General features: G+C 65.3%; 23 protein-coding genes. 15 read left to right on the forward strand and 8 right to left on the reverse strand.

Annotated elements, in window-relative coordinates; genetic code table 11:
• Positions 1 to 34 precede the first annotated feature (34 nt).
• Together AC1DVR_RS04265 and AC1DVR_RS04270 are read right to left on the reverse strand one after the other, a co-directional pair.
• Positions 35 to 487: a cytochrome c-type biogenesis protein gene (locus AC1DVR_RS04265; protein WP_477999295.1), complete on the reverse strand. Its 453-nt coding sequence runs from the start codon at positions 485 to 487 to the stop codon at positions 35 to 37.
• Positions 484 to 2451: a heme lyase CcmF/NrfE family subunit gene (locus tag AC1DVR_RS04270; RefSeq protein ID WP_477999296.1), complete on the reverse strand. Its 1968-nt coding sequence runs from the start codon at positions 2449 to 2451 to the stop codon at positions 484 to 486. Before AC1DVR_RS04270 ends, AC1DVR_RS04265 begins: the two co-directional genes overlap by 4 nt.
• A 226-nt stretch (positions 2452 to 2677) precedes the next feature.
• Here AC1DVR_RS04270 and rocF point away from each other — a divergent pair, with 226 nt between their 5' ends.
• The 3 genes from rocF (at position 2678) to AC1DVR_RS04285 (ending at position 5692) form a co-directional block, all read left to right on the forward strand.
• A complete protein-coding gene (rocF, locus tag AC1DVR_RS04275) occupies positions 2678 to 3598 on the forward strand; it encodes an arginase (RefSeq protein WP_477999617.1) in 921 nt (306 codons plus the stop codon).
• Between the two features lie 140 nt (positions 3599 to 3738).
• Positions 3739 to 4740 (forward strand): GTP 3',8-cyclase MoaA, encoded by a 1002-nt coding sequence (gene moaA, locus AC1DVR_RS04280; protein ID WP_477999297.1) that lies wholly within the window; start codon positions 3739 to 3741, stop codon positions 4738 to 4740.
• Positions 4741 to 5158: 418 nt separating this feature from the next.
• Positions 5159 to 5692 (forward strand): DUF2927 domain-containing protein, encoded by a 534-nt coding sequence (locus tag AC1DVR_RS04285; RefSeq protein WP_477999298.1) that lies wholly within the window; start codon positions 5159 to 5161, stop codon positions 5690 to 5692.
• A gap of 154 nt (positions 5693 to 5846) precedes the next feature.
• Here the strand turns inward: AC1DVR_RS04285 and AC1DVR_RS04290 are convergent, their stop codons facing one another.
• The 3 genes from AC1DVR_RS04290 to argE all read right to left on the reverse strand — a co-directional run bounded on the left by AC1DVR_RS04290 (position 5847) and on the right by argE (position 9709).
• Entirely contained in the window at positions 5847 to 7010 is a 1164-nt protein-coding gene (locus AC1DVR_RS04290) for a M20 aminoacylase family protein (RefSeq protein ID WP_477999299.1), read from the reverse strand.
• A 162-nt stretch (positions 7011 to 7172) separates the two neighbouring features.
• Positions 7173 to 8543, reverse strand: coding sequence for an NAD(P)/FAD-dependent oxidoreductase (locus AC1DVR_RS04295; protein ID WP_477999300.1), 1371 nt, complete (start codon positions 8541 to 8543; stop codon positions 7173 to 7175).
• Entirely contained in the window at positions 8540 to 9709 is a 1170-nt protein-coding gene (gene argE / locus AC1DVR_RS04300; RefSeq protein ID WP_477999301.1) for an acetylornithine deacetylase, read from the reverse strand. The genes AC1DVR_RS04295 and argE overlap by 4 nt, the downstream gene beginning before the upstream one ends.
• A gap of 239 nt (positions 9710 to 9948) precedes the next feature.
• Here argE and AC1DVR_RS04305 point away from each other — a divergent pair, with 239 nt between their 5' ends.
• The 5 genes from AC1DVR_RS04305 to AC1DVR_RS04325 all read left to right on the forward strand — a co-directional run bounded on the left by AC1DVR_RS04305 (position 9949) and on the right by AC1DVR_RS04325 (position 15852).
• The gene (locus tag AC1DVR_RS04305) at positions 9949 to 10953 is read left to right on the forward strand and encodes an ABC transporter ATP-binding protein (protein ID WP_477999302.1); all 1005 of its coding nucleotides are present in this window, start codon (positions 9949 to 9951) and stop codon (positions 10951 to 10953) included.
• Between the two features lie 113 nt (positions 10954 to 11066).
• Positions 11067 to 12128, forward strand: a complete 1062-nt coding sequence (locus AC1DVR_RS04310; protein WP_477999303.1) for an ABC transporter ATP-binding protein — start codon at positions 11067 to 11069, stop codon at positions 12126 to 12128.
• A gap of 4 nt (positions 12129 to 12132) precedes the next feature.
• A complete protein-coding gene (locus AC1DVR_RS04315) occupies positions 12133 to 13833 on the forward strand; it encodes a peptide ABC transporter substrate-binding protein (protein ID WP_477999304.1) in 1701 nt (566 codons plus the stop codon).
• Between the two features lie 74 nt (positions 13834 to 13907).
• Positions 13908 to 14915, forward strand: coding sequence for an ABC transporter permease (locus AC1DVR_RS04320; protein WP_477999305.1), 1008 nt, complete (start codon positions 13908 to 13910; stop codon positions 14913 to 14915).
• Complete coding sequence (locus AC1DVR_RS04325) at positions 14908 to 15852, forward strand: ABC transporter permease (RefSeq protein ID WP_477999306.1); 945 nt, start codon at positions 14908 to 14910, stop codon at positions 15850 to 15852. The genes AC1DVR_RS04320 and AC1DVR_RS04325 overlap by 8 nt, the downstream gene beginning before the upstream one ends.
• A gap of 84 nt (positions 15853 to 15936) precedes the next feature.
• Here the strand turns inward: AC1DVR_RS04325 and AC1DVR_RS04330 are convergent, their stop codons facing one another.
• Positions 15937 to 17214, reverse strand: a complete 1278-nt coding sequence (locus AC1DVR_RS04330) for a DUF3422 family protein (protein WP_477999307.1) — start codon at positions 17212 to 17214, stop codon at positions 15937 to 15939.
• A gap of 192 nt (positions 17215 to 17406) precedes the next feature.
• On the opposite strand from AC1DVR_RS04330, the gene AC1DVR_RS04335 reads away from it, so the two are divergent.
• Genes AC1DVR_RS04335 through AC1DVR_RS04350 form a run of 4 tightly spaced genes read left to right on the forward strand, consistent with a single transcriptional unit; the run spans position 17407 to position 19049 of the window.
• Positions 17407 to 17697, forward strand: coding sequence for a hypothetical protein (locus AC1DVR_RS04335; RefSeq protein ID WP_477999308.1), 291 nt, complete (start codon positions 17407 to 17409; stop codon positions 17695 to 17697).
• Between the two features lie 26 nt (positions 17698 to 17723).
• Positions 17724 to 18320 carry an RNA polymerase sigma factor gene (locus AC1DVR_RS04340; protein WP_477999309.1) on the forward strand — a complete coding sequence of 199 codons (597 nt, stop codon included), beginning with the start codon at positions 17724 to 17726 and terminating at the stop codon, positions 18318 to 18320.
• A gap of 7 nt (positions 18321 to 18327) precedes the next feature.
• Positions 18328 to 18675 (forward strand): hypothetical protein, encoded by a 348-nt coding sequence (locus tag AC1DVR_RS04345; protein ID WP_477999310.1) that lies wholly within the window; start codon positions 18328 to 18330, stop codon positions 18673 to 18675.
• Positions 18672 to 19049: a periplasmic heavy metal sensor gene (locus tag AC1DVR_RS04350; RefSeq protein ID WP_477999311.1), complete on the forward strand. Its 378-nt coding sequence runs from the start codon at positions 18672 to 18674 to the stop codon at positions 19047 to 19049. The genes AC1DVR_RS04345 and AC1DVR_RS04350 overlap by 4 nt, the downstream gene beginning before the upstream one ends.
• Positions 19050 to 19109: 60 nt before the next feature.
• Here the strand turns inward: AC1DVR_RS04350 and AC1DVR_RS04355 are convergent, their stop codons facing one another.
• Together AC1DVR_RS04355 and AC1DVR_RS04360 are read right to left on the reverse strand one after the other, a co-directional pair.
• Positions 19110 to 20546, reverse strand: a complete 1437-nt coding sequence (locus AC1DVR_RS04355) for an NAD(P)(+) transhydrogenase (Re/Si-specific) subunit beta (RefSeq protein WP_477999312.1) — start codon at positions 20544 to 20546, stop codon at positions 19110 to 19112.
• 15 nt (positions 20547 to 20561) lie between these two features.
• Positions 20562 to 22139 (reverse strand): Re/Si-specific NAD(P)(+) transhydrogenase subunit alpha, encoded by a 1578-nt coding sequence (locus AC1DVR_RS04360; protein WP_477999313.1) that lies wholly within the window; start codon positions 22137 to 22139, stop codon positions 20562 to 20564.
• 292 nt (positions 22140 to 22431) lie between these two features.
• Between AC1DVR_RS04360 and kynU the strand changes: the two genes are divergently transcribed.
• From kynU to AC1DVR_RS04375, 3 genes are all read left to right on the forward strand, one after another.
• Entirely contained in the window at positions 22432 to 23628 is a 1197-nt protein-coding gene (kynU, locus tag AC1DVR_RS04365; RefSeq protein WP_477999314.1) for a kynureninase, read from the forward strand.
• Positions 23625 to 24101, forward strand: coding sequence for a GNAT family N-acetyltransferase (locus tag AC1DVR_RS04370; RefSeq protein WP_477999315.1), 477 nt, complete (start codon positions 23625 to 23627; stop codon positions 24099 to 24101). The genes kynU and AC1DVR_RS04370 overlap by 4 nt, the downstream gene beginning before the upstream one ends.
• Before the next feature lie 126 nt (positions 24102 to 24227).
• Positions 24228 to 25058, forward strand: coding sequence for a L,D-transpeptidase (locus AC1DVR_RS04375; protein ID WP_477999316.1), 831 nt, complete (start codon positions 24228 to 24230; stop codon positions 25056 to 25058).
• Positions 25059 to 25140: the final 82 nt, after the last annotated feature.

Genomic DNA, 25140 nt, shown 5'->3' on the forward strand with positions numbered 1-25140 from the left:
CCCCCCCCCCCCCCCCCCCCCCCCCCCCCCCCCCTCACTCCTCCAACAATTCCGCCAACCGCGCCTTGTCGGCCTCGCTCAAGCCCGCCGCTTCGGGCGCCGCGGCCCGCCTGCGGGTGACGACAAAGGCCAGCACCGCACCCGCCAGCAAGGCCGCCGGCCCCGCGAGCCACAGGATCAGGTTGGCGCCCGAAGTGGTCGGTTTCAACAGCACGAACTCGCCATAGCGCGCGACGATATAGGCCACCGCCTGATCATCCGTATCGCCCGCCTTGATCCGGTCGCGCAGAAGGACCCGCAGGTCATGGGCGAGGTCTGCATCGGAATCGTCGATGCTCTCGTTGCGGCAGACCAGACAGCGCAGCCCCTGGCTCAGGGCGCGCGCGCGCGCCTCCTCGGCCGGATCGGGCAGCATCTCGTCGGGCCGGACCGCGAAGGCGGGGGCGGCGAGCAGGGCGAAGGCCAGAGCCAGTCCGAGCCGCCTCATTCTGCCGGCACTCCCACCGGCCGGCGCGCCCCGGCGGCGAGGCGATAGCGCCGGTCGGTCAGGCTCATGATCCCGCCTGCCGCCATCATCAGCCCGCCAAGCCAGAGCCAGTCGGCAAAGGGCTTCAAATAAGACCGAACGGCATAGCCGCCGCCGTCCTGCGGATCGCCCACGACGAGGTAGATGTCGCCGAATATCCCGGGCCGGATCGCGGCCTCGGTCGTGGCCATGCCGGCGACCGGATAGGTCCGCTTGGCGGGATGCATCACGGCGACCTCTGCGCCGCCCTTGCTCACCACCATCTCGGCCACCCGGGCGGTATAGTTCGGCCCCGGCACGTCGCGCACCTCTTTCAGCTGGACCTGATAGGGGCCAAGCGCATAGCTCTCACCCACTTTCAACACCCGGATATCCTCGACCGCCCAAGAGGTCAGGGCCACCACGCCAAAGATCACCACGCCAAAGCCGGCATGGGCGATCGCCCGGCCCCAATCGGCACGCGGCAGGCGGGTCAGCCTTGCAAAGCGGTTGCCGAAGGCGCCACGGCCCGACCGCTGCCAGAGGTCGATCGCCGCCCCCGCCACCAGCCAGACCGCCAGCGCCACGCCCAAAGGCGCCAAGGGCGAGCGCCCCGAGGTCAGCGCAAAGGCCAGAAGCGCCATCGCCACCGCCAGCGCCAAAGCCCCGGCAAAGGGCCGCAAGGCGCGGCCAAGCTCCGCCCGCTTCCAGGGCAGGACCGCTCCCACCGGCAGGATCACCGCCAGACCCAGCACAAAGGGCATGAAAGCCGCGTTGAAGAAGGGGGCGCCGACCGACAGGGCGCGGCCCCAGAGGATTTCCGCCACCAGGGGCCAGATCGTGCCGATGAAGACCACGAAACAGGCCACCGTCAGCAGAAGGTTGTTCACGACCAGGCCGCTTTCCCGGCTGACCATGGCGAAAACGCCCTTGGACTCCAAAGCCCCGGCCCGCGCCGCAAAAAGCGTCAGCGCCCCGCCGACAAAGACCGCGAGGATGGCCAGCACGAACATCCCCCGCGTCGGATCGCTGGCAAAGGCATGGACCGAGGTGATGACGCCCGAGCGGACGATGAAAGTCCCGATCAGCGAGAAGCCGAAGGCAAGGATCGCCAGAAGCATGGTCCAGGCCTTCAGACTCTCGCGCTTTTCGACCACGATGGCGGAGTGCAGCAGGGCGGTGGCGATCAGCCAGGGCATGAAACTGGCATTCTCCACCGGGTCCCAGAACCAGAACCCGCCCCAGCCAAGTTCATAATAGGCCCAGAGCGAACCCATCGTGATGCCGATGGTCAAGAACAGCCAGGCGGCGAGCGTCCAGGGCCGCACCCAGCGGCCCCAGGCGGCATCCACCCGCCCCTCGATCAGGGCGGCGACGGCGAAGGCGAAGGCCATGCTCAACCCGACATAGCCGAGATACAGGAACGGCGGGTGGAAGGCCAACCCCGGGTCCTGCAGCAAGGGGTTCATGTCATGCCCGTTCATCGGCGGATAAGCCAGCCGCAGGAAGGGGTTGGAGGTCCAGAGCATGAAGGCCAGGAAGGCCACCGCGATCGCCCCCTGCACCGCCAGAACCCGCGCCTTCAGCCGCACCGGCAATTGCCCGCCAAACCAATGCGCACAGGCGCCGTAAAGGCTGAGCGCCAGCACCCAGAGCAGCAAGGAGCCCTCATGGTTGCCCCAGACCCCCGCCACCTTGTAGAGCATCGGCTTCAGGGTATGCGAATTCTCGACCACAAGCTTCAAGCTGAAATCGCTGGTGACAAAGGCATAGGTCAGCGCGCCGAAGCTGACCGAGATCAGCAGGAACTGCGCGGTGGCGGCGGGCCCGGCCAGCGCCATCAGCATCGGATCGCGGCGCTGCGCCCCGATCAGCGGCAGCGTGGCCTGGATGCAGGCCACGACAAAGGCCAGGATCAGGGCAAAATGTCCAAGCTCGACGATCATCGGCCTCTCCTCTTGTTGCGGCGATCATAGGCGGGTTTGCGCGCCGATCCAATGGGCTGCGGCAGGGCTGGCCCGCCGCTGCGGCACCGCGCCGCGTGATGTGATGCGGGTTTCCGGCGATTTGCCGGGGTGGCGCGCGGATTTCGCACAGAATTGCCATGGACCGGGGCGAGACTTGCCCGGATAGTGCGGCAAAATGGAGGATGACATGGCCAGAACCACCCAGATCCGGACCACACTGATCGGGGCCCCGATCGATGCGGGCCAGCGCCGCGCCGGCTGCGTGATGGGACCGCAGGCCTACCGGGTCGCGGGGCTGGCGCAGGCCATCGCCGAACTGGGGCATGGCGTGCAGGATTGGGGCGATCTGGCCCTGCCCCTGCTGGAACCCGCCACCTGCCCCAACCCCGCCGTCCATTCCCTGCCCGAGATCCTCGGCTGGACCAGGGTGCTGTCAGCCTCCGTCGTCACGGCGCTGGAGGGCGGCACCCTGCCTATCGTGATGGGCGGCGACCATTCGCTGGCACTGGGTTCGGTCGCGGGGGCTGCGACCCATGCGGCGGCGGTCGGGCGGCCGCTGTTCCTGCTCTGGCTCGATGCCCATTCGGATTTCCACACGCCGCTCACCACGACCTCGGGCAACCTGCACGGCACCCCGGTCGCCTATATCGCCGGGCGCGAGGGCTTTGACGCCTTCCCGCCCTTCCCCGGCGTGATCCCGGCGGAGCGGATCTGCCTTTACGGCATCCGCTCGGTCGACCCGGCCGAACATGCGGCCCTCCTGACCCACGACATCGCGATCAACGACATGCGGGTCCTGGACGAGCGCGGCATCGTGGCGCCCTTGCGCGAGTTTCTCGAGACGGTGAAGGCGGCGGGTGGCATGCTGCATGTCTCGCTCGATGTCGATTTCCTCGACCCTTCGATCGCCCCCGCGGTCGGCACCACGGTCCCCGGCGGCACCACCTTCCGCGAAGCACATCTGGTGATGGAACTGCTGCACGAGGCGGGTCTGGTGACCTCGCTGGATCTGGTCGAGCTGAACCCGTTCCTGGACGAACGCGGCAAGACGGCCAAGCTGATGGTGGATCTGGTCGGTTCGCTGATGGGGCGCAAGGTCTTCGACCGGCCGACGCGGAGCTTCTGAAGTGGCAGCGGGGGGTTTCCACCCCCCGCACCCCCCGAGGCGGGGGCGGCTCACGCCCCCCCGCCGCCCCCAGTGGGATATTTCTGTCTAGATGAAGGGGCGGGCTTTTACTGGCCGGGGTTTCCTCCTATCTTGACCGCATGACCGTGCCCTTGATCGACCCCTTCGCCCGCGCCATCTCTTATCTGCGCGTCTCTGTGACGGATCGCTGCGATTTCCGCTGCGCCTATTGCATGACCGAACACATGACCTTCCTGCCCAAGGCCGAGCTTCTGAGCCTTGAGGAACTGGAGCGGGTCTGTTCCGCCTTCATCCGGATGGGCGTCGAGAAGCTGCGCATCACCGGGGGGGAGCCCTTGGTCCGCAAGGGGATCATGTCGTTTTTCGAGGCGATGGGGCTGAAACTCGGTCACGGGTTGAAGGAACTGACCGTCACCACCAATGGCTCGCAGCTGCGCAAATACGCGCAGGCGCTGGCCGATTGCGGGGTGAAGCGGATCAACGTCTCGGTCGACACGCTGGACGACAAGAAATTCGCCGAGATCACCCGCTGGGGCCGCCTGGCTCAGGTGCTCGATGGCATCGCTGCGGCGAAAGAGGCGGGGCTCAAGGTCAAGATCAACGCCGTGGCGCTGAAAGGCTTCAACGAGGACGAGCTGTTTTCCATGGCCGAATGGTGCGCCCGCGACGGCCACGACCTGACCTTCATCGAGGTCATGCCGATGGGCGACATGGGAACGGTCGAGCGCGCCGACCAGTACTGGAGCCTGAAGGACCTGCAAGCCCGCCTCGCCAGCCGCTACACAATGACCGAGCTGGCAGAGAAGACCGGCGGCCCGGCGCGCTATCTGCGGCTGGAGGAGACGGGGCAGAAGATCGGCCTGATCACCCCGCTGACCCACAACTTCTGCGAAAGCTGCAATCGGGTGCGGCTGACCTGCACGGGCGAGTTGTACATGTGCCTTGGCCAGGAAGACATGGCCGACCTGCGGGCGCCCCTGCGGGCGAGTGCTGACGATGCCCCGCTGGAGGCCGCCATCCGAGCGGCAATCCTGCGCAAGCCCAAGGGGCATGACTTTGATTATTCAAGGGCGAAGGTGGCCGGGCAAGTGAGCCGGCATATGAGCCATACGGGGGGGTGAGGACTTTTGACCTCCGCAGGTCAATTTTGGTTACATCAAGGGATTGGTTTGGACGTAATCTCTTTCGATTGACTTAGCTGAAAGGGCAGAAATGTGAGGTATCTCTTATTTTGCTTCTGTCTTGTTTTTTCAATGATGCCAGCCGTGGCAGATGAGATTACTGACGCCGCCGTAATTTTCGGCGGAAAAGATGCTATAGTCAAGAAGTGGGCCAGAACACCGCGCGTCGTCGTAATTCATGAAAACCCGACCGAACTTCGTGCACTTCGACCAACGATCGATTTTTTAAACGAAACGACGCACTTGGGAATAGGCACTTATCAAGACATCTGGATCCCCGATTTGCAGAGCTCTCCGTTATTGGATTCCGGCGCCTCTTTCCGAATAAATATAAGCGGTTTCTTGACGAACCGCCCCCATGGGCACCCTGTTTATACGAAGAGAAGTTATTACAGCAGATATCTTTATTTTTCTGGTCGACATCAGAACCGGATCATTCTTTTCGGTCGTCCTCGACGATCACCTGCCCAATTTACAGCGCGGTTTCGCAAATGGTTCTAACCCCTGCTACTTTTCCATGAAGTCAAAGAGCGGGCAAATCGCGATCGCCGAGATCTATATCAACAGTCTGTTGAGCGCAGAGGATATCGACGAATGCATTTACGAAGAGCTTACGCAAGCCTTCGGGCTGGTGGATGACTCACAGGGCACGCCCTATTTTACCTATGACAACCTTGCCGGTGCGAAACCGGGCAATCGAGACTGGAAGCTCCTCAAGGCTCTCTATGATCCACATCTGAAGCCTGGCGATCCCGTTTCAAAAGCCTTGGAACTTTATCGCACGCTTCCTGAAAATTATACCCAAAGCCAGAAACCGTCCCAAGTGCCGGAGGCACAAACCAACAGCCCCCCTAAATCAACCCCCCAAACCGCCGCTTTTCATGAATACTAGCGTTGTCTAGAAGACCGATTCTCCAATTTATAGTTAACGCCCCCTCTCCTCCCCGCGCGTAGAGCCGGAAGGAAGACCGAAAGAAGACGCCAAAAAGACAAGCACCTCCCCACTCCAACCCCGATTACCCCCGCGCTCGCAGGCACTTGCCCCCTCACACCGGCATCCGCGCCTCGATCATCCCGGCGTACCAGCTTGCGCCAAACGGAATGGCATTGTCGTCGAAGTTATAGGCGGCATGGTGCAGCGTCGCGGTGTCGCCATTGCCAAGGAAGATATAGGCGCCGGGGCGGGACTGGAGCATGTAGCTGAAATCCTCCGCCGCCATCAAAGGGGCGATGTCGGTCGCGACCGCGGGAGAGATCCCCTCAGCCACAAGCGCCGCAAACCGGGTGTTCTCCGGCGCGTTGAGCGTCACCGGATAGCCGCGCTGATAAAGCACCTCCGCCCGCGCGCCGAGCGCCAGAGCCGTGCCTTCGGCAATCTCGCCGATGCGCTTTTCGACCAGATCCTGCACCCCATGATCCATGGTCCGCACGGTGCCCTTCAGCTTCACGGTCGTCGGGATCACGTTATGGGCCGGGCTGTCGGTCTCCACCACGCAGACCGAGACGACGACCTGCTTCAAAGGGTCGACATTGCGGCTGGCGATGGTCTGCAGCGCCAGGATGACATGCGAGGCGACGACGACCGGATCGACGCCATTGTGCGGGTTGGCGGCATGGCCGCCCTTGCCGGTGATCACAATGTCGAACTGGTCGGCCGCAGCCATCATCGCGCCCTCGCGCAGGGCAAAGCTGCCGACCGGAATGCCCGGCATATTGTGCATGCCATAGACCTCCTGAATGCCGAAGCGCTCCATCATGCCCTCGGCCACCATCTCGCGCCCGCCACCGCCGCCCTCTTCGGCGGGCTGGAAGATCAGGACCGCGGTGCCGTCGAAATTCCGCGTCTCGGCCAGATACTTGGCCGCGCCCAGCAACATGGCGGTATGCCCGTCATGGCCGCAAGCGTGCATTTTCCCTTGCGTTTTGGAGGCATAGGCCAACCCGGTCTTTTCATGGATCGGCAGGGCGTCCATATCGGCGCGCAGCCCGATCACCCGGCCCGAGCCGGAATTGCGCCCCTTGATCACCGCGACCACCCCCGTGCGCCCGATGCCCTCGACCACCTCGTCACAGCCGAAACTGCGGCACAGTTCCGCCACCTTCCCCGCGGTGCGCTGCACGTCGAACATCAGCTCCGGATGGGCGTGAAAATCGCGGCGCCAGGCGGTGATCTCGGGCAGCAGTTCGGCAAATCGGTTCTTCACGGGCATGGGACGACTCCTTTGCCCGATGATCCGCCAATCGCAGCCCATCAGCAACCCCCGCTTTTCCCCCTTTCATACTGGCAGAAATATCCTCGGGGGCGGTCCGGAGGGGGCGGAAAGCCCCCTCCGGGCGGGGGGTGCGGGGGGCGGCAGCCCCCCGCTTCCGCCTCACAGCGACGGCCCCGGCACCAATTTGCTGCCATCGCTGAACCGCGACAACCGGAACCGCGACAGATCATGCCCGACCTCCCGCCCCGCAACCAGATCCGCCACGACGCGCCCCATCCCCGGCCCGATGCCGAAGCCGTGGCCGCACATGCCCGTGGCCACCACCAGCCCCGGGATCGCGGCCACCCGGTCCACCACCGGCACTACATCGGGGATCGTGTCGATCATGCCCGCCCAGGTCCGCAACAGGGCGGGCCTCCCAAGGGACGGAAAAGCCGCGGCAAAATCGTCCTGCACCTTGGACAGTGCCTTCAGGTTCGGCGCCGGATTCAACACGCGCATCTTCTCGAAGGGCGAGATTTCCTCGCCCGTCCAGGCCCTTGCCGTGCCCCAGCCATCGGGGAAACCGACGGGCGCGCGGGCGCGGAATTTGGTCTTGCGGAAGTCTTTGCGCAGCACCGACAGGAATTTCCCCACGTGGCGGAAGGCATCCGGGCCAAGGTAGAAATCATGCGAGGCGCCCGGCGCGATCGTATAGCCGCCATCCTCCCGCCTGCGAAAGGCAAAGCGGTCGTCGGCGGCACAGCCTGCAAAGACATCCGGCATCGGCTCGGTCTGCGCAACCGAAGCCAGGACCGAAAGCTGCGGGATCTTCACCCCCTCGGCCCTGAGCAGAAGCGAGGACCAGGACCCGCCCGCCACCACGACCTGATCACAGGCGATGCGGCCCTTTTCGGTGAAAACCCCGGCGATCTTGCCGCCCTGAAGGTCCAGCCGCCGCACCGCGCAATCCTCAACAATAACAGCGCCCTGCTCGACAGCGCCCTCGGCCAGCAGCGGCACCGCGACCCAAGGTTCGGCCCGTGCGTCCGTGGCGGTGAAGAGCCCACCCACCCATTGCACCGCCGCGCCCTTGATCCGGTCATAGACCTGCAGGCCGGATTGCAGCCGCACATCCAGCCCCATGGCGCGCGCCTGATCGGCCCAGATCTCGAAGCCCATCATCTCGGCCTGGGTCCGCGCGAGGTACATGACGCCCTCCTGCCGGAAGCCCAGACCGCGGCCGCCGCCGGCGCTGAACCTCTCGTGCAGATCCTGCCAGATCGCGAGGCTTTCCATCATGATCGGCAATTCGGCAAAGTCGCGGCCCTGCTGGCGGATCCAGCCCCAGTTGCGGCTCGATTGTTCTCCCGCGATGCGGCCCTTTTCGCAAAGGACGACCCGGATGCCCTGCTCGGCCAGAAACCAGGCCGTCATGACGCCGATGATGCCGCCGCCGATCACCACCACGTCACAGGCGGCGGGCGGCGGGGCGCCAAAGCGGATCGGCGTCGCGATCGAGATCGGGCCGGTGTCAGAAAACGACGTCACGCGAGATCCTCCAACAGGCGGCGCATGAAGTCATGCCCGGCCTGAAACTCGGTTTCCTCAAGATATTCATCGGGTTGGTGGGCCTGGGCTATGTCGCCCGGCCCGCAGACCACCGCCGAATAGCCGCGGGCCTGAAAGTGCCCGGCCTCGGTGCCATAAGACACGACGCCCGAGGCATTGGCCCCGGTCAGGCGGCGGACCAGCGCCTCGGCAGCACCGCCGCCAGGGCCGTCCTCGGGCTGGAGGGGGGGGACGCGGAAGAATCGTTGCAGCAAGATCCCGGCGCCGGGCTTGCGGGCGGAAAGCCTTGCGCCCAGGTCGGCGGCGGCGGCTTCGAAGGCTGCGGCATGGGCCTCGACCTCTTCGCCGGGCACCACGCGCATCTCCAGCGCGAAACGGCAATCGGCGGCGGTGATGTTATGCGCGGTTCCGCCCGAGATCATCCCGATGTGCAGCGTGGTGAAGGGCGGATCGAAGCGGCTGGCCAGAAGGCTTGGCGCCTCGGCCTGCAGGGCTTCGTTGCGGTCGTTGACCCAAGTGATCAGCCGCGCGCCTTCCATGATCGCCGAGACGCCATAAGGCAGCAGGGAGGAGTGCACCTCGAACCCTTTCACATGGACATGAAAGCCGGTGCCGCCCTTGTGGCCATGGATCGGCTGCATCCGCGACGGCTCGCCGATCAGCGCGATCTCGGCCTTGGGGAAGGCGGTTGCCATGGTGCCCAGCATCGGATCGGCCCCGGTGCAGCCGATCTCCTCGTCATAGGACAGGGCCAGCTGCAGGGGCCGCGCCAGATCGCGGCGCGCGGCCTCGACCAGGGCCCAGATCGACAGCGCGACATAGCCCTTCATGTCGCAGGCGCCGCGGCCATAGATCCGGCCCTCGCGGGTGGTCAGGGTGAAAGGGTCCGAGGACCAGGCCTGCCCCTCGACCGGCACGACATCGGAATGGCCGGAGAGGACCACGCCACCCGCGATCAGCGGCCCGGCATGGGCCATCAGCGCGGCCTTGCGACCATCCTCGTTCCAGTGCCGGGCGGTGGCGATGCCGTGGCTGGCCAGGTAATCCTCCACCCAATCGATCAGCGGCAGGTTGCTGTCATGGCTGACCGTCGGAAAGGCCACCAGCCGCGCCAGAATCTCGATCGGCGTCAGAATTTCGACCATCGCGGCCTCCTGTTCGTTTTGCAGCGGACCCTCCACCCGCGCCCTTCCAGTGTCAACATCCGGCGGAATGTGCGGCGGGCCAGACAGATCGCCGCGCAAAGAGGGGGCAAATCGGTCAAGATAAAGATTGATCGGTTGGACAAAATCGGGAAAGCTCCGGGAAGGGCGAGCATGGCGCTGGACGCCAGCCGACCCTGACGACGTAAGCCGAATAAAAACAAAGACCTGGGGAGAAACCTATGCCCGATGGGGGCGACGCCGTCCTGGACGTTCGGGGCTTGACGACGGTTTTCCGCACCCGTGGTGGTGAGGTCCATGCCGTCAATCAGGTCAGCTTTCACCTCAAGCGCGGTGAACTTTTGGGCGTTGTGGGCGAAAGCGGCTCGGGCAAGTCGGTGACGATGATGTCGCTGATCGGGCTGTTGCCGATGCCCCCCGCCGAGGTGCGCGGCGGCGAGGTCTGGATGGGCGGGCGCGACCTGCTGAAGATCCCGGCCAAGGACCTGCGCGACATGCGCGGCGCCAAGGTCGGCTTTGTCTTCCAGGACCCGATGACCAGCCTCAACCCGGTGTTTCAGGTCGGCTTCCAGATCATGGAACCCCTGATCCGCCACATGGGCCTGACCAAGGCTCAGGCCCGGGTCCGCGCGGTGGAGCTTCTGGAACTGGTGGGCATCCCCGATGCCGCAGCCCGGCTCGACAGCTATCCGCACCAGTTCTCGGGCGGCATGCGGCAGCGTGTGATGATCGCGATAGCGCTGGCCTGCGACCCCGATGTGCTGATCGCCGACGAGCCGACCACGGCGCTGGACGTGACCATTCAGGCGCAGATTCTGGAGCTTGTGAAGGAGCTGCGCCAGAAGCTTGGCATGGCGATCATCTGGATCACCCATGATCTGGGCGTGATCGCCGGCATCGCCGACCGGGTGATGGTGATGTATGGCGGGCAGATCGTCGAACACGGGCCGGTCAAGACGCTGTTCGCCGATGCGCAGCACCCCTACACGCGGGCCTTGCTGAAAACCGTGCCCTCGCTGACCGGCGCCCGCGCCGCGCGGCTGCAGGTGATCGAGGGCCAGCCGCCGATCATGACCGAAGCGCCGACCTCCTGCGCCTTCGCCCCGCGCTGTGCCCATGTCTTTGCCCGCTGCCGGGTGGAAAACCCGCAGCGCCGCGCGGTGGACGGCGCGCAACTGGGCCAGGGCCATGACGTGGCCTGCCATTGGGAGGCGGGTCATGCGTAGCAGCCATCCGCCGAAGATGGGCAGCATTGCCCATCCTACCGACTCCCGTTGCGCAACCTTAGGGCGTAGGATGGGCAATACTGCCCATCTTCGGGACATCGGAGGGCGCGCCCATGTTTGACATCGCATCAAAGCCCGGCGCAAACCCTCTTGTCCGGGTCCGCGACCTCAAGATGTATTTCCCGATCCACAGCGGCGTCCTGCGCCGCCATACCGGCGATGTGAAAGCGGTCGATGGCGTCAGCTTCGACATCATGGCGGGTGAAACCCTCGGTCTTGTCGGCGAAAGCGGCTGCGGCAAATCCACCGTCGGCCGGGCGCTGATCCGGCTTTACGAACCCACCGCCGGCTCGGTCGAGATTGCCGGCGACGATATCCTCGCGCTGCGCCCCGAGGCGCTGCGCAAGAAGCGGCCGCAGATGCAGATGGTCTTTCAGGACCCGCAGGCGAGCCTCAACCCGCGGATGACCCTGGCGCAGATCATCGGCGAGCCGCTGGTCGAACATTCCGGCAAATCCGGCACCGATCGGCTGGCGCGGATTTACGAGCTGATGGATCAGGTCGGCCTCAACCGCCGTTTCGCCAACCGCTACCCGCATGAGTTTTCCGGCGGCCAGCGCCAGCGCATCGGCATCGCCCGGGCTCTGGCCTTGAACCCCAAGTTCATCGTCTGCGACGAGCCGATCGCGGCCTTGGATGTCTCGATCCAGGCGCAGGTGGTCAACCTGTTGGAAGACCTGCAGGAACGCCTTGGGCTGACCTATCTCTTCATCAGCCATGACCTGTCGATGGTGCGCCATATCGCCGACCGGGTCGCGGTCATGTACCTTGGCCGCATCGTCGAATTGTCGCCCCGCGACGCGCTTTACGAAAAGCCGCTGCATCCTTACGCCGAGGCGCTCCTCTCCGCCGTGCCGGAACCTGACCCCGACCGCGAAGGCTCGCGCCAGCGCATCATCCTGAAGGGCGATGTGCCCTCGCCCGCCAATCCCCCCAAGGGCTGCGCCTTTTGCACGCGCTGCCCGAAGGTGATGGAGATTTGCCACAAAGTCCGCCCGGACCTGACCGAGGTTCAGCCCGGACGCCAGGTTGCCTGCCACCTTTACCCAAGTCCCGCCGCACCCATCGGATCAACCGGGGGCGGTCAAGTCCAACTGCAACAACAAGGAGTGTAACCCCATGAAATTGAAGACAGCTCTTCTGGGCGCTGCCGCTTGCCTCACGATGGCAAGCGCCGCCTTCGCCGAGCGTGGCTCGGATGGCCATGTGAATGTCCTTTATTGGCAGGCCCCTTCCAACCTCAACCCCTATCTCTCGGGTGGCACCAAGGAACTGGAATCCGCCTCGCTGGTCTTGGAGCCGCTGGCCGGTTTTGACGCCAAGGGCGCCCTTTTTCCGCGTCTGGCCGTGGATATCCCGACCGTGGACAACGGCGGCCTCTCCAAGGATCTGACCGTGATCACCTGGAAGCTGAAGCCGGGCCTCGTCTGGTCGGACGGCTCGCCGGTGACCTCGGCGGACGTGAAGTTCTCCTATGACTATTGCAAGGACCCGGCGGGCGGCTGCGCCCAGGCCTCGAAATACGAAGGCATCAAGACGGTCGAAACCCCGGATGCCGCGACCATCGTCGTGACCTTCACAGCGCCCAAGCCCAACCCCTACCTGGCCTTCGTCGGCGCCACCTCGCCGATCCTGCAGAAGGCGCAGTTCGAGAAATGCATCGGCGCGGCAGCACCGACCTGCACCGATGCCAACAACATGCCGATCGGCACCGGCCCGTTCAAGGTGACCTCCTTCAAGACCAATGACACGATCGAGCTGGAAGCCAACCCGAACTACCGCGACCCGGCGAAGCCCGCTTTCGCGACGATGACCCTGAAAGGCGGCGGCGATGCCGAAGCAGCCGCCCGCGCCGTGATGGAAACCGGCGAGTTCGACTATGCCTGGAACACGCAAGTGAACCCGGAACTGCAAACCCAGATGGCCGCCGGCGGCAAGGGCCATTTCGTCAACGGCTTCGGCACCCTGGTCGAGCGGATCGAGATGAACCTGACCGACCCGTCCTCGGATCTGGCCGAGGGCGAGCGTTCCACCGTCAAGCATCCGCACCCGATCCTGTCCGACATCAACGTCCGCAAGGCGCTGTCGATGGCGATCGACCGTCAGGCGCTGGTCGATGTGGGCTATGGCACCGCAGGTCGCCCGACCTGCAATCTGGTTCCGGCCCCCGAGGCCTATGCTTCCGACAACACCGGCTGCATCAAGCAGGACATGGATGGCGCCAAGAAGCTCCTGGATGACGCCGGCTGGAAACCCGGCGCCGATGGCGTCCGCGAGAAGGACGGCAAGAAGCTGCACCTCTTGTACCAGACCTCGGTCAACCCGGTCCGGCAGGACTTCCAGTCGCTGGTCAAGTCGTGGTGGACCGATCTCGGCGTCGATGTCGAGCTGAAGTCGATTGACGCCTCGGTCTTCTTCGGCGGCGATGCGGGTTCGCCCGATACCTTCCAGAAGTTCTATGCCGATGTCGAAATGTACGCCAACAACTTCGACGGCACCGATCCGGAAGCCTATCTGTCGCAATACAAGTGCGACAAGATCCCCTCCCCGGCCACGCAATGGCAGGGCGAGAACATCAACCGCTTCTGCGACCCGGCCTATGACGCGCTGGCCGCCAAGATGTCGGCGACCTCTGACATTGCCGAGCGTGGCACGCTCGCCAAGCAGTTGAACGACATGCTGACCAAGGACAGCATGACGATCGTGCCGCTGGTCGACCGCGGCCGTCTGTCGGCCGCGTCCAACACGCTGGGCGGGGTGGATCTGAACGTCTGGGATTCCGAACTGTGGAACGCACAGGACTGGACCCGCACGAAGTAATCCCCTGACCCCAAGGGTCGCGGGCCAGTCCTTACCCGGGCCGGCCCGCGATCCCCTGCAAAAGGCAAGCCCCGATGCTGACCTATGCCCTGCGCAGGCTTCTGCTTGCGATCCCGACATTGCTGCTGATCTCGCTGGTGATCTTCCTTCTGGTCGATCTCGCCCCCGGCAGCCCGATGTCCGAGGTGCCCCTGACCGTGCCCCCCGAGACACGGCTGAAGATGATGGCGGCGATGGGCGCCGATCAGCCGGTCTTCATCCGCTATATCCTGTGGCTGCGCCAGTTCTTCTGGGTCGAGCCGATGCACCAGTTCGATCTGATGTTCGGCTCCCATATCGTCGAGGGCCAGCAGCGCATCCTGTCCTATCAGACCCGCGGCCCGGTCTTCACGGTGATCGGCGAGCGCATCCCCCAGACCCTGACGGTGATCGGCACCGCCTATCTGGTCGGCGTGCTGATCGCGATCCCGATCGGGATCTATTCGGCCTACAAGCAATATTCCTGGTTCGACCAGCTTGGCACCTTCATCGCGATGCTGGGCTATTCGGTGCCGACCTTCTTCACCGGGGTTCTGTTGATCGTGATCTTCGCGATCAAGCTGAAATGGTTCCCCTCGATCTACAACACCTCGCTCAGGGTCACCGACTGGGGCAGTTTTCTGATGCAGATGCGTCAGATGGTGCTGCCGGTCACTGTGCTCGCCCTGTTCAACGCGGCCGAGATCAGCCGTTACACGCGGTCCTCGATGCTGGAGAACCTCGGCCAGGATTACGTCCGCACCGCCCGCGCCAAGGGCATGGGCGAGGGCACGGTGGTCTTGAAACATGTGCTCAGGAACTCGCTGATCCCGGTGGTCACCGTGATCGCGCTTGGCATCCCCGGCATCTTCGGCGGGGCGATCATCACCGAGAATGTCTTCAAGGTGAATGGCATCGGCGCTGCCCTGATCGGCGCCATCCATGCCAATGACCTGCCCATGGTTCAGACCCTGACCTTCATCTTCGCCATCCTGATCGTCGCCTTCAACCTGATCGCCGATATCCTGTACGGCATCCTGGACCCGAGGATCCGCTATGATTGAAGCCGCCCTGCCCAAGCCCGAGCCCGAAGTGAAGCTCGCCCCGCCGCGCAGCCAGGCCCGCGACATCTGGGACCAGTTCAAGACCCACAAGGGCGCCATGACAGGCCTTGTCGTGCTGTGCCTGCTGATCACGGCGATCCTGATCGGGCCCTTCCTGTGGCAGATCGACCCATCCTATGTGAACCCGGACACCGCCAAGATGATCCTCGGCCGCAACAAGCCGCCGACCTGGGCGCATCCGATGGGCACCGACCAGCTGGCCCGCGACATGCTGGCGCGCGTCCTTTACGGCGGGCGGATCTCGCTGGCGGTGGGGGCGGTGGCCATGCTGATCTCGGTGGTGATCGGCACGGCAATCGGGGTGCTGGCGGGTTATTTCAAGCGGCTCGACGGCGTGCTGATGCGGCTGACCGACCTGTTCCTGGCCCTGCCCCTGCTGCCCTTGCTTCTGGTCCTGATGATGCTGTTCGGCGATGCGGTGCGCAAGGCGGTGGGGCCGGAGTCGGGCACCTTCCTGCTGATCGTCTTTGCCATCGGCGTCACCAGCTGGATGTCGGCCGCCCGCATCGTGCGCGGCCAGGTCCTGGCCCTGAAAGAGCGCGAGTTCGTCCTCGCCGCCCGCTCGATCGGCACGCCCAACCTGCGGCTGATCTTCCGCCATGTCCTGCCCAACGTGATCTCTCCGGTCATGGTGGCCGCGACACTGGGCATCGCGGGGGCGATCATCACCGAAAGCGTGCTGAGCTTTCTCGGCCTCGGCTTTCCGCCGGATTTCCCGACCTGGGGCCGGCTTTTGTACGACGGGGTGGACTATATGCAGCTCTACCCCAGCCGGGTGATCATCCCCGGGCTCGCGATTTCCCTGACCGTGCTGTCGGTGAATTACATCGGCGACGGCCTGCGCGACGCCTTGGACCCGCGGATTCGCGGCCGCTGAGGCAGGCGCGGGGCACCCTACCCCGACCTGTGGAAGCGGGGGGGTTCACACCCCCCGTGGGATATTTATAGACCCATGAAAGGGTCAGTGCATCGCCTTGCGGATTCGGCGGATCGAGAGCCAGACGCCAAGGATGACCAGCGGGGTCAGGAGGGCGAGGGCCAGCGGTTCCGCGATATGCCAATGCTCGAAGACCGGGGCGGCGATATGGGCGGCGAGGCTGGTGGCATAATAGCTGATCGCCACCACCGACAGGCCCTCGACCGTGTGCTGCAGGCGAAGCGCCAGATCGGCGCGGCGGTCCATCGAGGCCAGGAGCGCCTGGTTCTGCGCCGACCGTTCGACATCGACCCGCGTGCGCAACAATTCCGCCGCGCGCTGCGCCCGTTCCGCCATCGCCTCGAGCCGCGCCTCGGTCGATTTCACCGTCCGCATCGCGGGGTCATAGCGGCGCATCATGAATTCGCCGAAGGTCTGCCGCCCGCTGGTGCGTTCCTCGCGCAGGACCGCGATGCGCTGGGTGACGATGGCCTCATAGGCCGCCGAGGCGCCGAAGCGGAACGAGCTTTGCACCGCGAGGCTTTCCAGTTCCGAGGCGATGGCAAGGAGTTCGTGCAGCGCCGCCTCGGCCGGGCGCCTGTCGGTGTCGAGCCCGAGGACCAGGGCCGAAAGCTGCGGGTCGAGCAGGTTCAGCCGCGCCGTCACCTCGCGCGCCTTGATCAGCCCCAGCATCGACATGGCGCGGTAGGTCTCGATCTCGCACAGGCGCTGGACGATGCGGCCGATGCGCCGGCTGCCGGTGCCCGGCGCCACGAAGACCGCAAAGCGCATGTGGCCAGCCGGGTCGATGCGGAAATCCCCCGCGATCACCGCAGCCCCTTCGACCACCCGCGACACCGCGATGCTTTCGGCGACGAACCACTCCTCGAGCTTGGCGCGCAGTTCGGCTTCGGTTTCGGGCAGGGCTTCGATCCGCACCATGACCGAGGTCGCACAGCGCGTCGCCGCCGCCTCGCGCCAGTCGGCCGGGAAAACCTCGGCATCGGCGGGGTCGAACGGCCGGTCCGAGACGCCGGGGGTGAAGGCGGAGTAGGTGACGAACTCGGTATGGCTTTCCCATTTCAGGGTCGAGCGCCCGATAGGCCCGGAAAAATGGTTGGCCTCGGGCTGCGGATGGGCAGAGCCGTGGCGGTCCAGCAGCGCCAGCAGATGCGCGCGGTCCGCCTCGCGGTCGCGGTTGGCGCCCTCCTCCGCCATCAGCGCGGCAAAGACCGCGGTCGAGGGCGCCGAGAGCACCGGGAAGGGCCGGGCATGAAGCTCGTTGACCAGGGCATAGCGCAGGGGATGGTCGGAAGGGGTCATCGCGTCTCTCGGGGCTGGCGGAAGCTGAGGGCCGAAGATAGGCAAACCGGCGAAATCGTAAAGATGAAAGTGTCATGGAAACAAAGGCTTGTCAGTATACTTCGGTAGACTGGCAAAAAAGTTTCATCTGGGACCGTAGGGCGCGGCCCCACCCTGCGTAGATCCGGGCAGAAACCCCTTCAGGAGACTGCGATGAAAACCCAACTCTTTGCCGCCTTGATCCTTGCCCTCGCCACCCCGGCCCTGGCCGAGAATGTCACCGTGACCGGCTCCAATGGCGGCAGCCTGGTCAGCCAGGGCTCGTGCCAGAAAAGCGCAGGCGCGGCCTCTTGCGCCAGCACCACCACACTGACCGGGCCGAACGGCAAGGTCAGCACCAGGGCGCGCAGCACCACGGCGGGCAATGGCCAGATCACCTCGACCCTCTCGGGCACAAGGGCCAGTGGCAAGGTCTTTGGCCGCACCATCAAGGCCTCGCGCTGAGCCGGCGGATTGCATAGCTTCAGCTGATGGCCCCGCCCCCCGCCCTTGCCCCGAAGCCCCGTCCCGCCCATGCGGTGGAGGCCGAGGCGCTTATGGCGCGGATGGCTTCGGGGGACCGGCAGGCGCTGGCGGGGCTGATCGCCCTCTACGGGCGCGGGATCCGCAGCTACTGCGCCCGCGCCCTGCACCACGGGGCCGAGGCCGAGGATGCCGCACAGGAGGTCTTCCTGAAACTCTGGTCCTTCGCGCAGCACTTCGACCCGGCCAAGGCATCGGTGGCAACCTGGGCCTACCGGATCGCGCTGCGCCATTGCATCGACCGCAACCGCCGCGCCCGTCTGCGCCAGTTCTTCGGCCTTGGCGGTCCGGTCGCGGAGCCCGCGGACGAGGCCCCCGACGCGCTGCGCCAGATTGCCGCGCGGCAGGATCTGGCCGGGGTGCGGCGGGCGGTTCAGGCCCTGCCCGAACGCCAACGTCAGGCCTTGCTCTTGCGCGTGGTGGCCGAGATGGACACCACGGCGATTGCCGAGGTGATGGGCACCGGTACCGGTGCCATCGAACAATTACTGGTCCGGGCCCGCACCGCCTTGCGCGCGAGGACCGGGCTGGATCTGAGGGAATGAGGGGAAGATGACAGAGACACGCGCAGAACTGGAAGCAAGGTTCGGCCCCGATCCGGCCGACTGGCCCGCCCCCTTTCGCGGGACGCTGGCCGCGGGCGACGAAGGCATCCTGCATCAGGCGCTGGTGGCGGACCCGGACGAAAGCGCCCTGGCCCGTGCCGTTCTGTCCCGTCTGGCGCAGGAAAAGCCAGCGCTTCTGTCCGGCATTCTGTCGCCAAGATTGGCGCTTGGCGCCTATGCCGCGCTGTGGCTCGGCATGGCGTTTCTGGGCTGGCAAGGCGCGGGCAGCGCCCTCGGCGCGCCCCTGCTGGCGTTGACCCTGGGGGACTTTTCAGGCTGGGAGATGCTGCAATGACCTCTTGGAAGTCGGTGGCCCTCGGCGCGGTTCTGGCCCTGTCCCTCTTGGGCAATGCCCTGGCCCTTGGCGCGGGGCTGAAGCTTCACCACCTGCGGCAAGACCTGCTGGGCGGCGGTGCTGCGGTGACGCTGCCGACGGCGGAACGCCGGGCTCTGGGATGGGCCCTGGTCGCCCATCAGGCCGAATTGCAACCCTCCCTGCATGCGGTGCAGGTGGCCCGGGCGGAGGCTGCGGCGGCGATCCGCGCCCGCCCCTTCGACCGCGCCAAAGTATCCGCCGCACTGGACGGGCTGCGTACGGCGCTGGATGGGCTGATGGTGCAGGGGCAAGGCGTGGTGCTGGACGATCTCGCGCAACGCCACGGCAGCTGAGCCAAAGCAAAACCCCGCCCTTTGACGGGGCGGGGTTTTGTAGGTCAGCGCAAGGCCGGATCAGTTGATCAGCGGCAGAAGCGCGTCGAGGCTCTTCTTGGCGTCGCCGTAGAACATCCGGGTGTTTTCCTTGTAGAACAAGGGGTTCTCGATGCCCGAATAGCCGGTGCCCTGGCCGCGTTTGGAGACGATCACCAGCTTGGCCTTCCAGCACTCCAGCACCGGCATGCCGGCGATGGGGGAGTTCGGGTCTTCCTGCGCCGCCGGGTTCACGATGTCGTTCGAGCCGATGACGATGGCGACGTCCGTAGTGGGGAAGTCGTCGTTGATCTCGTCCATCTCCATCACGATGTCATAGGGCACCTTGGCCTCGGCCAGAAGCACGTTCATATGGCCGGGCAGACGGCCCGCCACCGGGTGGATCGCGAAGCGCACGTTCTTGCCCTTGGCGCGCAGCTTGCGGGTCAGTTCCGAGACCGACTGCTGCGCCTGCGCCACGGCCATGCCATAGCCCGGGATGATGATGATGCTGTCGGCATCGTTCAGCGCCGCGGCCACGCCCTCGGTGTCAATCGCCACCTGCTCGCCGGTGATCTCCATCGCAGGACCGGTGGTGCCGCCGAAACCGCCGAGGATGACCGAGATGAAGCTGCGGTTCATCGCCTTGCACATGATATAGCTCAGGATCGCACCCGAGGAGCCGACCAGCGCACCGACCACGATGAGCAGGTCGTTGGAGAGCGAGAAGCCGATCGCCGCCGCCGCCCAGCCCGAATAGCTGTTCAGCATCGACACCACGACCGGCATATCCGCCCCGCCGATCCCCATGATCAGGTGATAGCCGATGAAGAGGGCCGCCAACGTCATGCCCAGCAGGGCAAAGGTCGACCCGGTCTGGATATAGACCACCAGCAAGACCAGCGAAATCAGCGCAGCACCTGCGTTCAGCAGATGGCCGCCCGGCAGCTTCTTGGCCTTGCCGTCGACCTTGCCCGCGAGCTTGCCGTAAGCGATGACCGAGCCGGTGAAGGTGACCGCCCCGATGAAGACACCAAGGAAGGTTTCCACCCGCAGGATGGTCAGTTCGACCGAGTCCTTGTGCGCCAGGATCGCGGCAAAGCCGGTCAGGGCATCCTTGGCGGTCTGGTCCAGGCTCAGAACCCGCGCGGCCTCGATATCGGCGTTAAAGCCGATGAAGACCGCCGCGAGGCCCACCAGCGAGTGCATGGCCGCCACAAGCTGCGGCATCTCGGTCATCTGGACGCGTTTGGCCGCAATCGCCCCCAGAACCGCGCCGCCGGCCAGCATGACGACCGACAGAACCGTGAAGAAAGTCCCGCTGGCGCTTTGGCCGATCAGCGTGGCAACCACCGCCAGGGCCATGCCCGCAATGCCATACCAGACCGCGCGCTTGGCGCTTTCCTGGCCCGAAAGTCCGCCCAGCGACAGGATGAAAAGCACCGCCGCGACGACGTAAGCCGATGTCGTGAAACCCATTTGCTTTTCCTCCCCTTACGACTTCTGGAACATGGCGAGCATGCGCCGCGTCACCATGAAACCGCCGAATATGTTGATCCCGGCCATGAAGACCGACAGGGCGGCCAGAACAACCACCAGCCAGGAGCCCGAGCCGACCTGCGTCAGCGCGCCGAGGATGATGATCGAGGAAATCGCATTGGTCACCGCCATCAGCGGCGTGTGCAGCGAGTGGCTGACGTTCCAGATCACCGAGAAGCCGATGAAGACCGACAGCACGAAAACGATAAAGTGCGACATGAAGGCCGCCGGCGCGTAAAGCCCGGCCAGCAGCATCAGGGCACCGCCGATGACCAGAAGGCCGACCTGGTTGCGGGTCTGGGCCTTGAAGGCGGCGGTCTCAACGGCGCGCTTTTCTTCCGCCGTCAGCTCCTTGACCTTTTCCTTGGGCTTTTGGACGGCAATCGCGGCGATCTTCGGCGGCGGTGGCGGCCAGGTGATCTCGCCCCCCTTGGCCACCGTGGCGCCGCGGATCACGTCATCTTCCATGTTGTGGGCGATCACACCGTCTTTCTTCGGTGTAAGATCGGTCAGCATGTGCCTGATATTGGTCGAATAAAGCGTCGAGGCCTGGGCGGCCATCCGGCTCGGAAAATCGGTGTAGCCGACAATCGTCACGCCATTGGGGCTGACGATCTTCTGGTCCGGCACCGTCAGATCGCAGTTGCCGCCACGCTCGGCGGCAAGGTCGACCACGACCGAGCCGGGCTTCATCATGGCAACCATATCCGCCGTCCAGAGCTTGGGCGCAGGGCGGCCCGGGATCAGGGCGGTGGTGATGACGATGTCCATCTCGGGCGCAAGCTCGCGGAATTTCGCGAGCTGCTTGGCCTGAAACGCCGGAGTCGATGGCGCGGCATAGCCGCCGGTCGCAGCCCCGTCCGGCAGTTCGGAGGCGTCAAACTCCAGATAGACGAAAGACGCGCCCATCGATTCAATCTGCTCGGCCACTTCGGGACGCACGTCAAAGGCATGGACGATGGCACCGAGCGACACGCTGGTGCCGATGGCGGCAAGACCCGCCACCCCGGCGCCGACGATCAGCACCTTGGCCGGCGGCACCTTGCCCGCCGCCGTCACCTGACCGGTGAAGAAGCGGCCGAAGTTCGAGCCCGCCTCGATCACCGCGCGGTAGCCCGCGATATTGGCCATCGAGGACAAGGCGTCCATCTTCTGGGCGCGCGAAATGCGCGGCACCATGTCCATTGCGACCACGGTGGCGCCGCGCGCTTTGGCAATCTCGAGGAGTTCGGGGTTCTGGGCGGGCCAGAAGAAGGAAATCAGCGTCTGACCGCTCCGCAAAGCCTCGGCCTCGGCGACTTCCGGGCCACGCACCTTGACCAGCACGTCAGAGGCCGCCTCGACGGCAGCGGCATCCGGCAGAACCTCGACCCCGGCGGCGGTATAAAGCGCGTCCGAAAAGCCGGCCTTGACCCCTGCTCCCGACTGAATGCAGCAGACATGACCCAGTTTCTGCAACTGTCCTGCCGAATCCGGTGTCATCGCAACGCGATTTTCCCCCGGAAATACCTCTGCCAATGCTCCGATCTTCACGCGCGCTCCCCCTATCCGATCGACCCAGGACCAATGGGCCGTTTCCTGATTTTTGGCATATCATGACAAAAACCGGATGCAACCTTAACCTGCCCGGATGCCGTGCCGGTTGAGAATATTTCGCATTTGGGTGGCGGAGTGTCGGTTTCAGATGACAGATCGCACCGCACCGGGCCGGCCGCCGGGGGTTTTGCACCCCCGGACCCCCGCAGAGTATTTGGACAGAGGGCAAAGGCAGGGGCGGTTTCGCGGGCTGGAAAGTTGCGTTAGGCTGACTGAAAAGGGAGTGACCATGACCACCGATTTCGCAGCCACAAGGACGCAGTTTCATTTGCCCGAGGGGGTGATCTATCTCGACGGCAACTCGCTGGGGCCTTTGCCGGTCAAGGCGGCGGCGCGGGTGGCGGAGACCATGACGGCGGAATGGGGCGAGATGCTGATCCGGGGCTGGAACAGCGCCGGCTGGATGGAGATGCCAAAACGGGTCGGCGACCGGATTGCCGGGTTGATCGGGGCGGAGGCCGGGCATGTGGTGATGGGGGATACCCTGTCGATCAAGGTCTATCAGGCCCTGGCTTCGGCCTTGCAGATGCGCCCGGGGCGGCGGGTGATCCTGTCGGACAGCGGCAACTTCCCCTCGGACCTTTACATGGCGCAGGGGCTTTGCGCGACCTTGGGCGGAGAATACCGGTTGGAAACCGTGGCGCCAGAAGCGGTGCTGGCGGCGATTGATGAGACCGTCGCCGTGGTCATGGTGACCGAGGTCGATTACCGCAGCGGGCGGCGGCATGACATGGCGGCGCTGTCGGCGCGGGCGCATGAAAAGGGCGCGCTGATCATCTGGGATCTGGCGCATTCGGCGGGGGCCTTCCCGGTCGGCGTGGCTGCGGGCGGCGCGGATTTTGCGGTGGGCTGCAGCTATAAATACCTCAACTCCGGCCCCGGCGGCCCGGCCTTCATCTATGTGGCACCCCGCCATGCTGAAACCGTGCAACCGGCGCTGTCGGGCTGGCTCGGCCATGACGCGCCCTTTGCCTTTGAACCCGGCTACCGCCCCGGCCCGGGGATCGAGCGGATGCGGGTCGGCACGCCGCCGATCCTGCAACTGGCGGCTTTGGAGGCGGCGCTGGATGTCTGGGACGCGGTCGATCTGGAGGACCTTCGCGCGGCCTCGCTTGCCCTGACCGACCGCTTCATCGCCGGGGTCGAGGCCACCTGCCCCATGCTGGAACTGGTCACCCCGCGCGAGCATGCACGGCGCGGCTCGCAGGTCTCGTTCCGCCACCCGGAGGGCTATGCAATCATGCAGGCGCTGATCGCCCAAGGCGTCATCGGCGATTTCCGCGCCCCCGACATCCTGCGCTTTGGCGTCACCCCGCTTTATATCGGCGCGGCAGAGATCGACTGCGCGGTGGCGATTCTGGCCGAGATCATGCAGAGCGGCTCCTGGGACCGGCCCGAATTCAAGGCGCGGGCGCGGGTGACATGATCCGGCACTTTCGGCCCTCGGACGCGCAGGCCACGCGGGATGTGTTTGTGGCCGCCGTGCAGATCGGTGCGGCGGGGCGCTACAGTGCTGAGGAACTGGCGGAGTGGATGCCCGACCCTGCCATGCCGCCCGACTGGGGCCCCTGGCTGGACCGTCACATCACCCTTGTGGCCGAGGAGGGCGCGATTGCGGGCTTCATGATGCTGGAGCGTTCGGGCTACCTCAACATGGCCTTCGTGCGCCCCGAGGCGATGGGCAAGGGCGTGGCGGATGCGCTTTACGCAGGGATTCTCGCCGAAGCGCGGGCGCTGCACCTGCCGCGCCTGACGGTGCTGGCCAGCCGTTACGCGCAGGGGTTTTTTACGCGTCATGGCTGGCGCCTCGCCCCCGAGCTGACCGACCTGCCCGGCCTCGACCCGGCGCAAGGGCCGGACGACCGCCCGATGAATCGCGCCATGGCCCTTGATCTTTAACGGCAATTTCCGCTTTTCTTCGGGAACCGGATCATCCTTTCGGTTGTTTTAATACAGACTGCTTTGACCTTCTGCTCTGGCTGCGCTAGCGTTTTCGGTTAAGGCATCGCTGGATGCCACAGAAGGATGGGACGCGCGATGGTGATGAAGAACTGGCACAAGGGCGCTTGGCTTGCCGCGGCACTGATCCTGCCGCTGGCGGGATGCGAGGATGTAGCAGGCGTGAGCATGTCGAACACCGCGCCGGTCCAGTTGTCTGCGCCCGACACCCATTACGCCGCCCAGCCCGACACGAACTTCACCGTCCCCGCTGTCCCCGTGGAAAAGCTTGACCCCGCGATGATGCGCCAGGAGGTCGACTATCCCAGCACCCAGGCGCCGGGCACCGTGATCATCGACCCCTCGACCAAGCATCTGTACCTGATCACCCAGAAGGGCCGCGCGCTGCGCTATGGCATTTCGGTCGGCAAGGCCGGTTTTGGCTGGTCGGGCGAGGCCGAGGTTACCAGCCGCACCCATTGGCCGACCTGGACCCCGCCGCCCGAGATGATCTCGCGCCGGCCCGAGCTGGAGAAATACCGTGGCGGCCAGCCCGGCGGCCTGACCAACCCGCTGGGCGCGCGGGCCCTGTATCTCAAGACCAATGGCATCGACTACGGCTACCGGATCCACGGCACGCCGGAGTGGGAGAGCATCGGGCACAACGCCTCTTCGGGCTGTATCCGGATGATCAACCAGGACGTGATGGACCTTTATGAGCGGATCCCCGACGGCACCCATGTCGTGGTGTTGAACGAGGATGGCAGCTTCCCCACCAAGCTTTCGGTGCCGCCGCCCGCCAAGAAGCCGGCGAAAAAGCCCGCGCCCAAGGTTGATCCGGTGCCGGTCGTGGCCCCGGAGCCGCCGGTCATGCAGCCTGCGCCGGAGCCGATGATGGGCCCGCCGGGCCGGGTCTGAGCCCTGCCCCGCATTTGCGGCAAATTTTAACCCATTAAGCACGAGTTCAACCTTGCCTTGTGTGAGGGCTCGTCTGGGTTAA

The sequence above is a fragment of the Rhodobacter sp. P2_H5 genome (genome assembly GCF_056403335.1).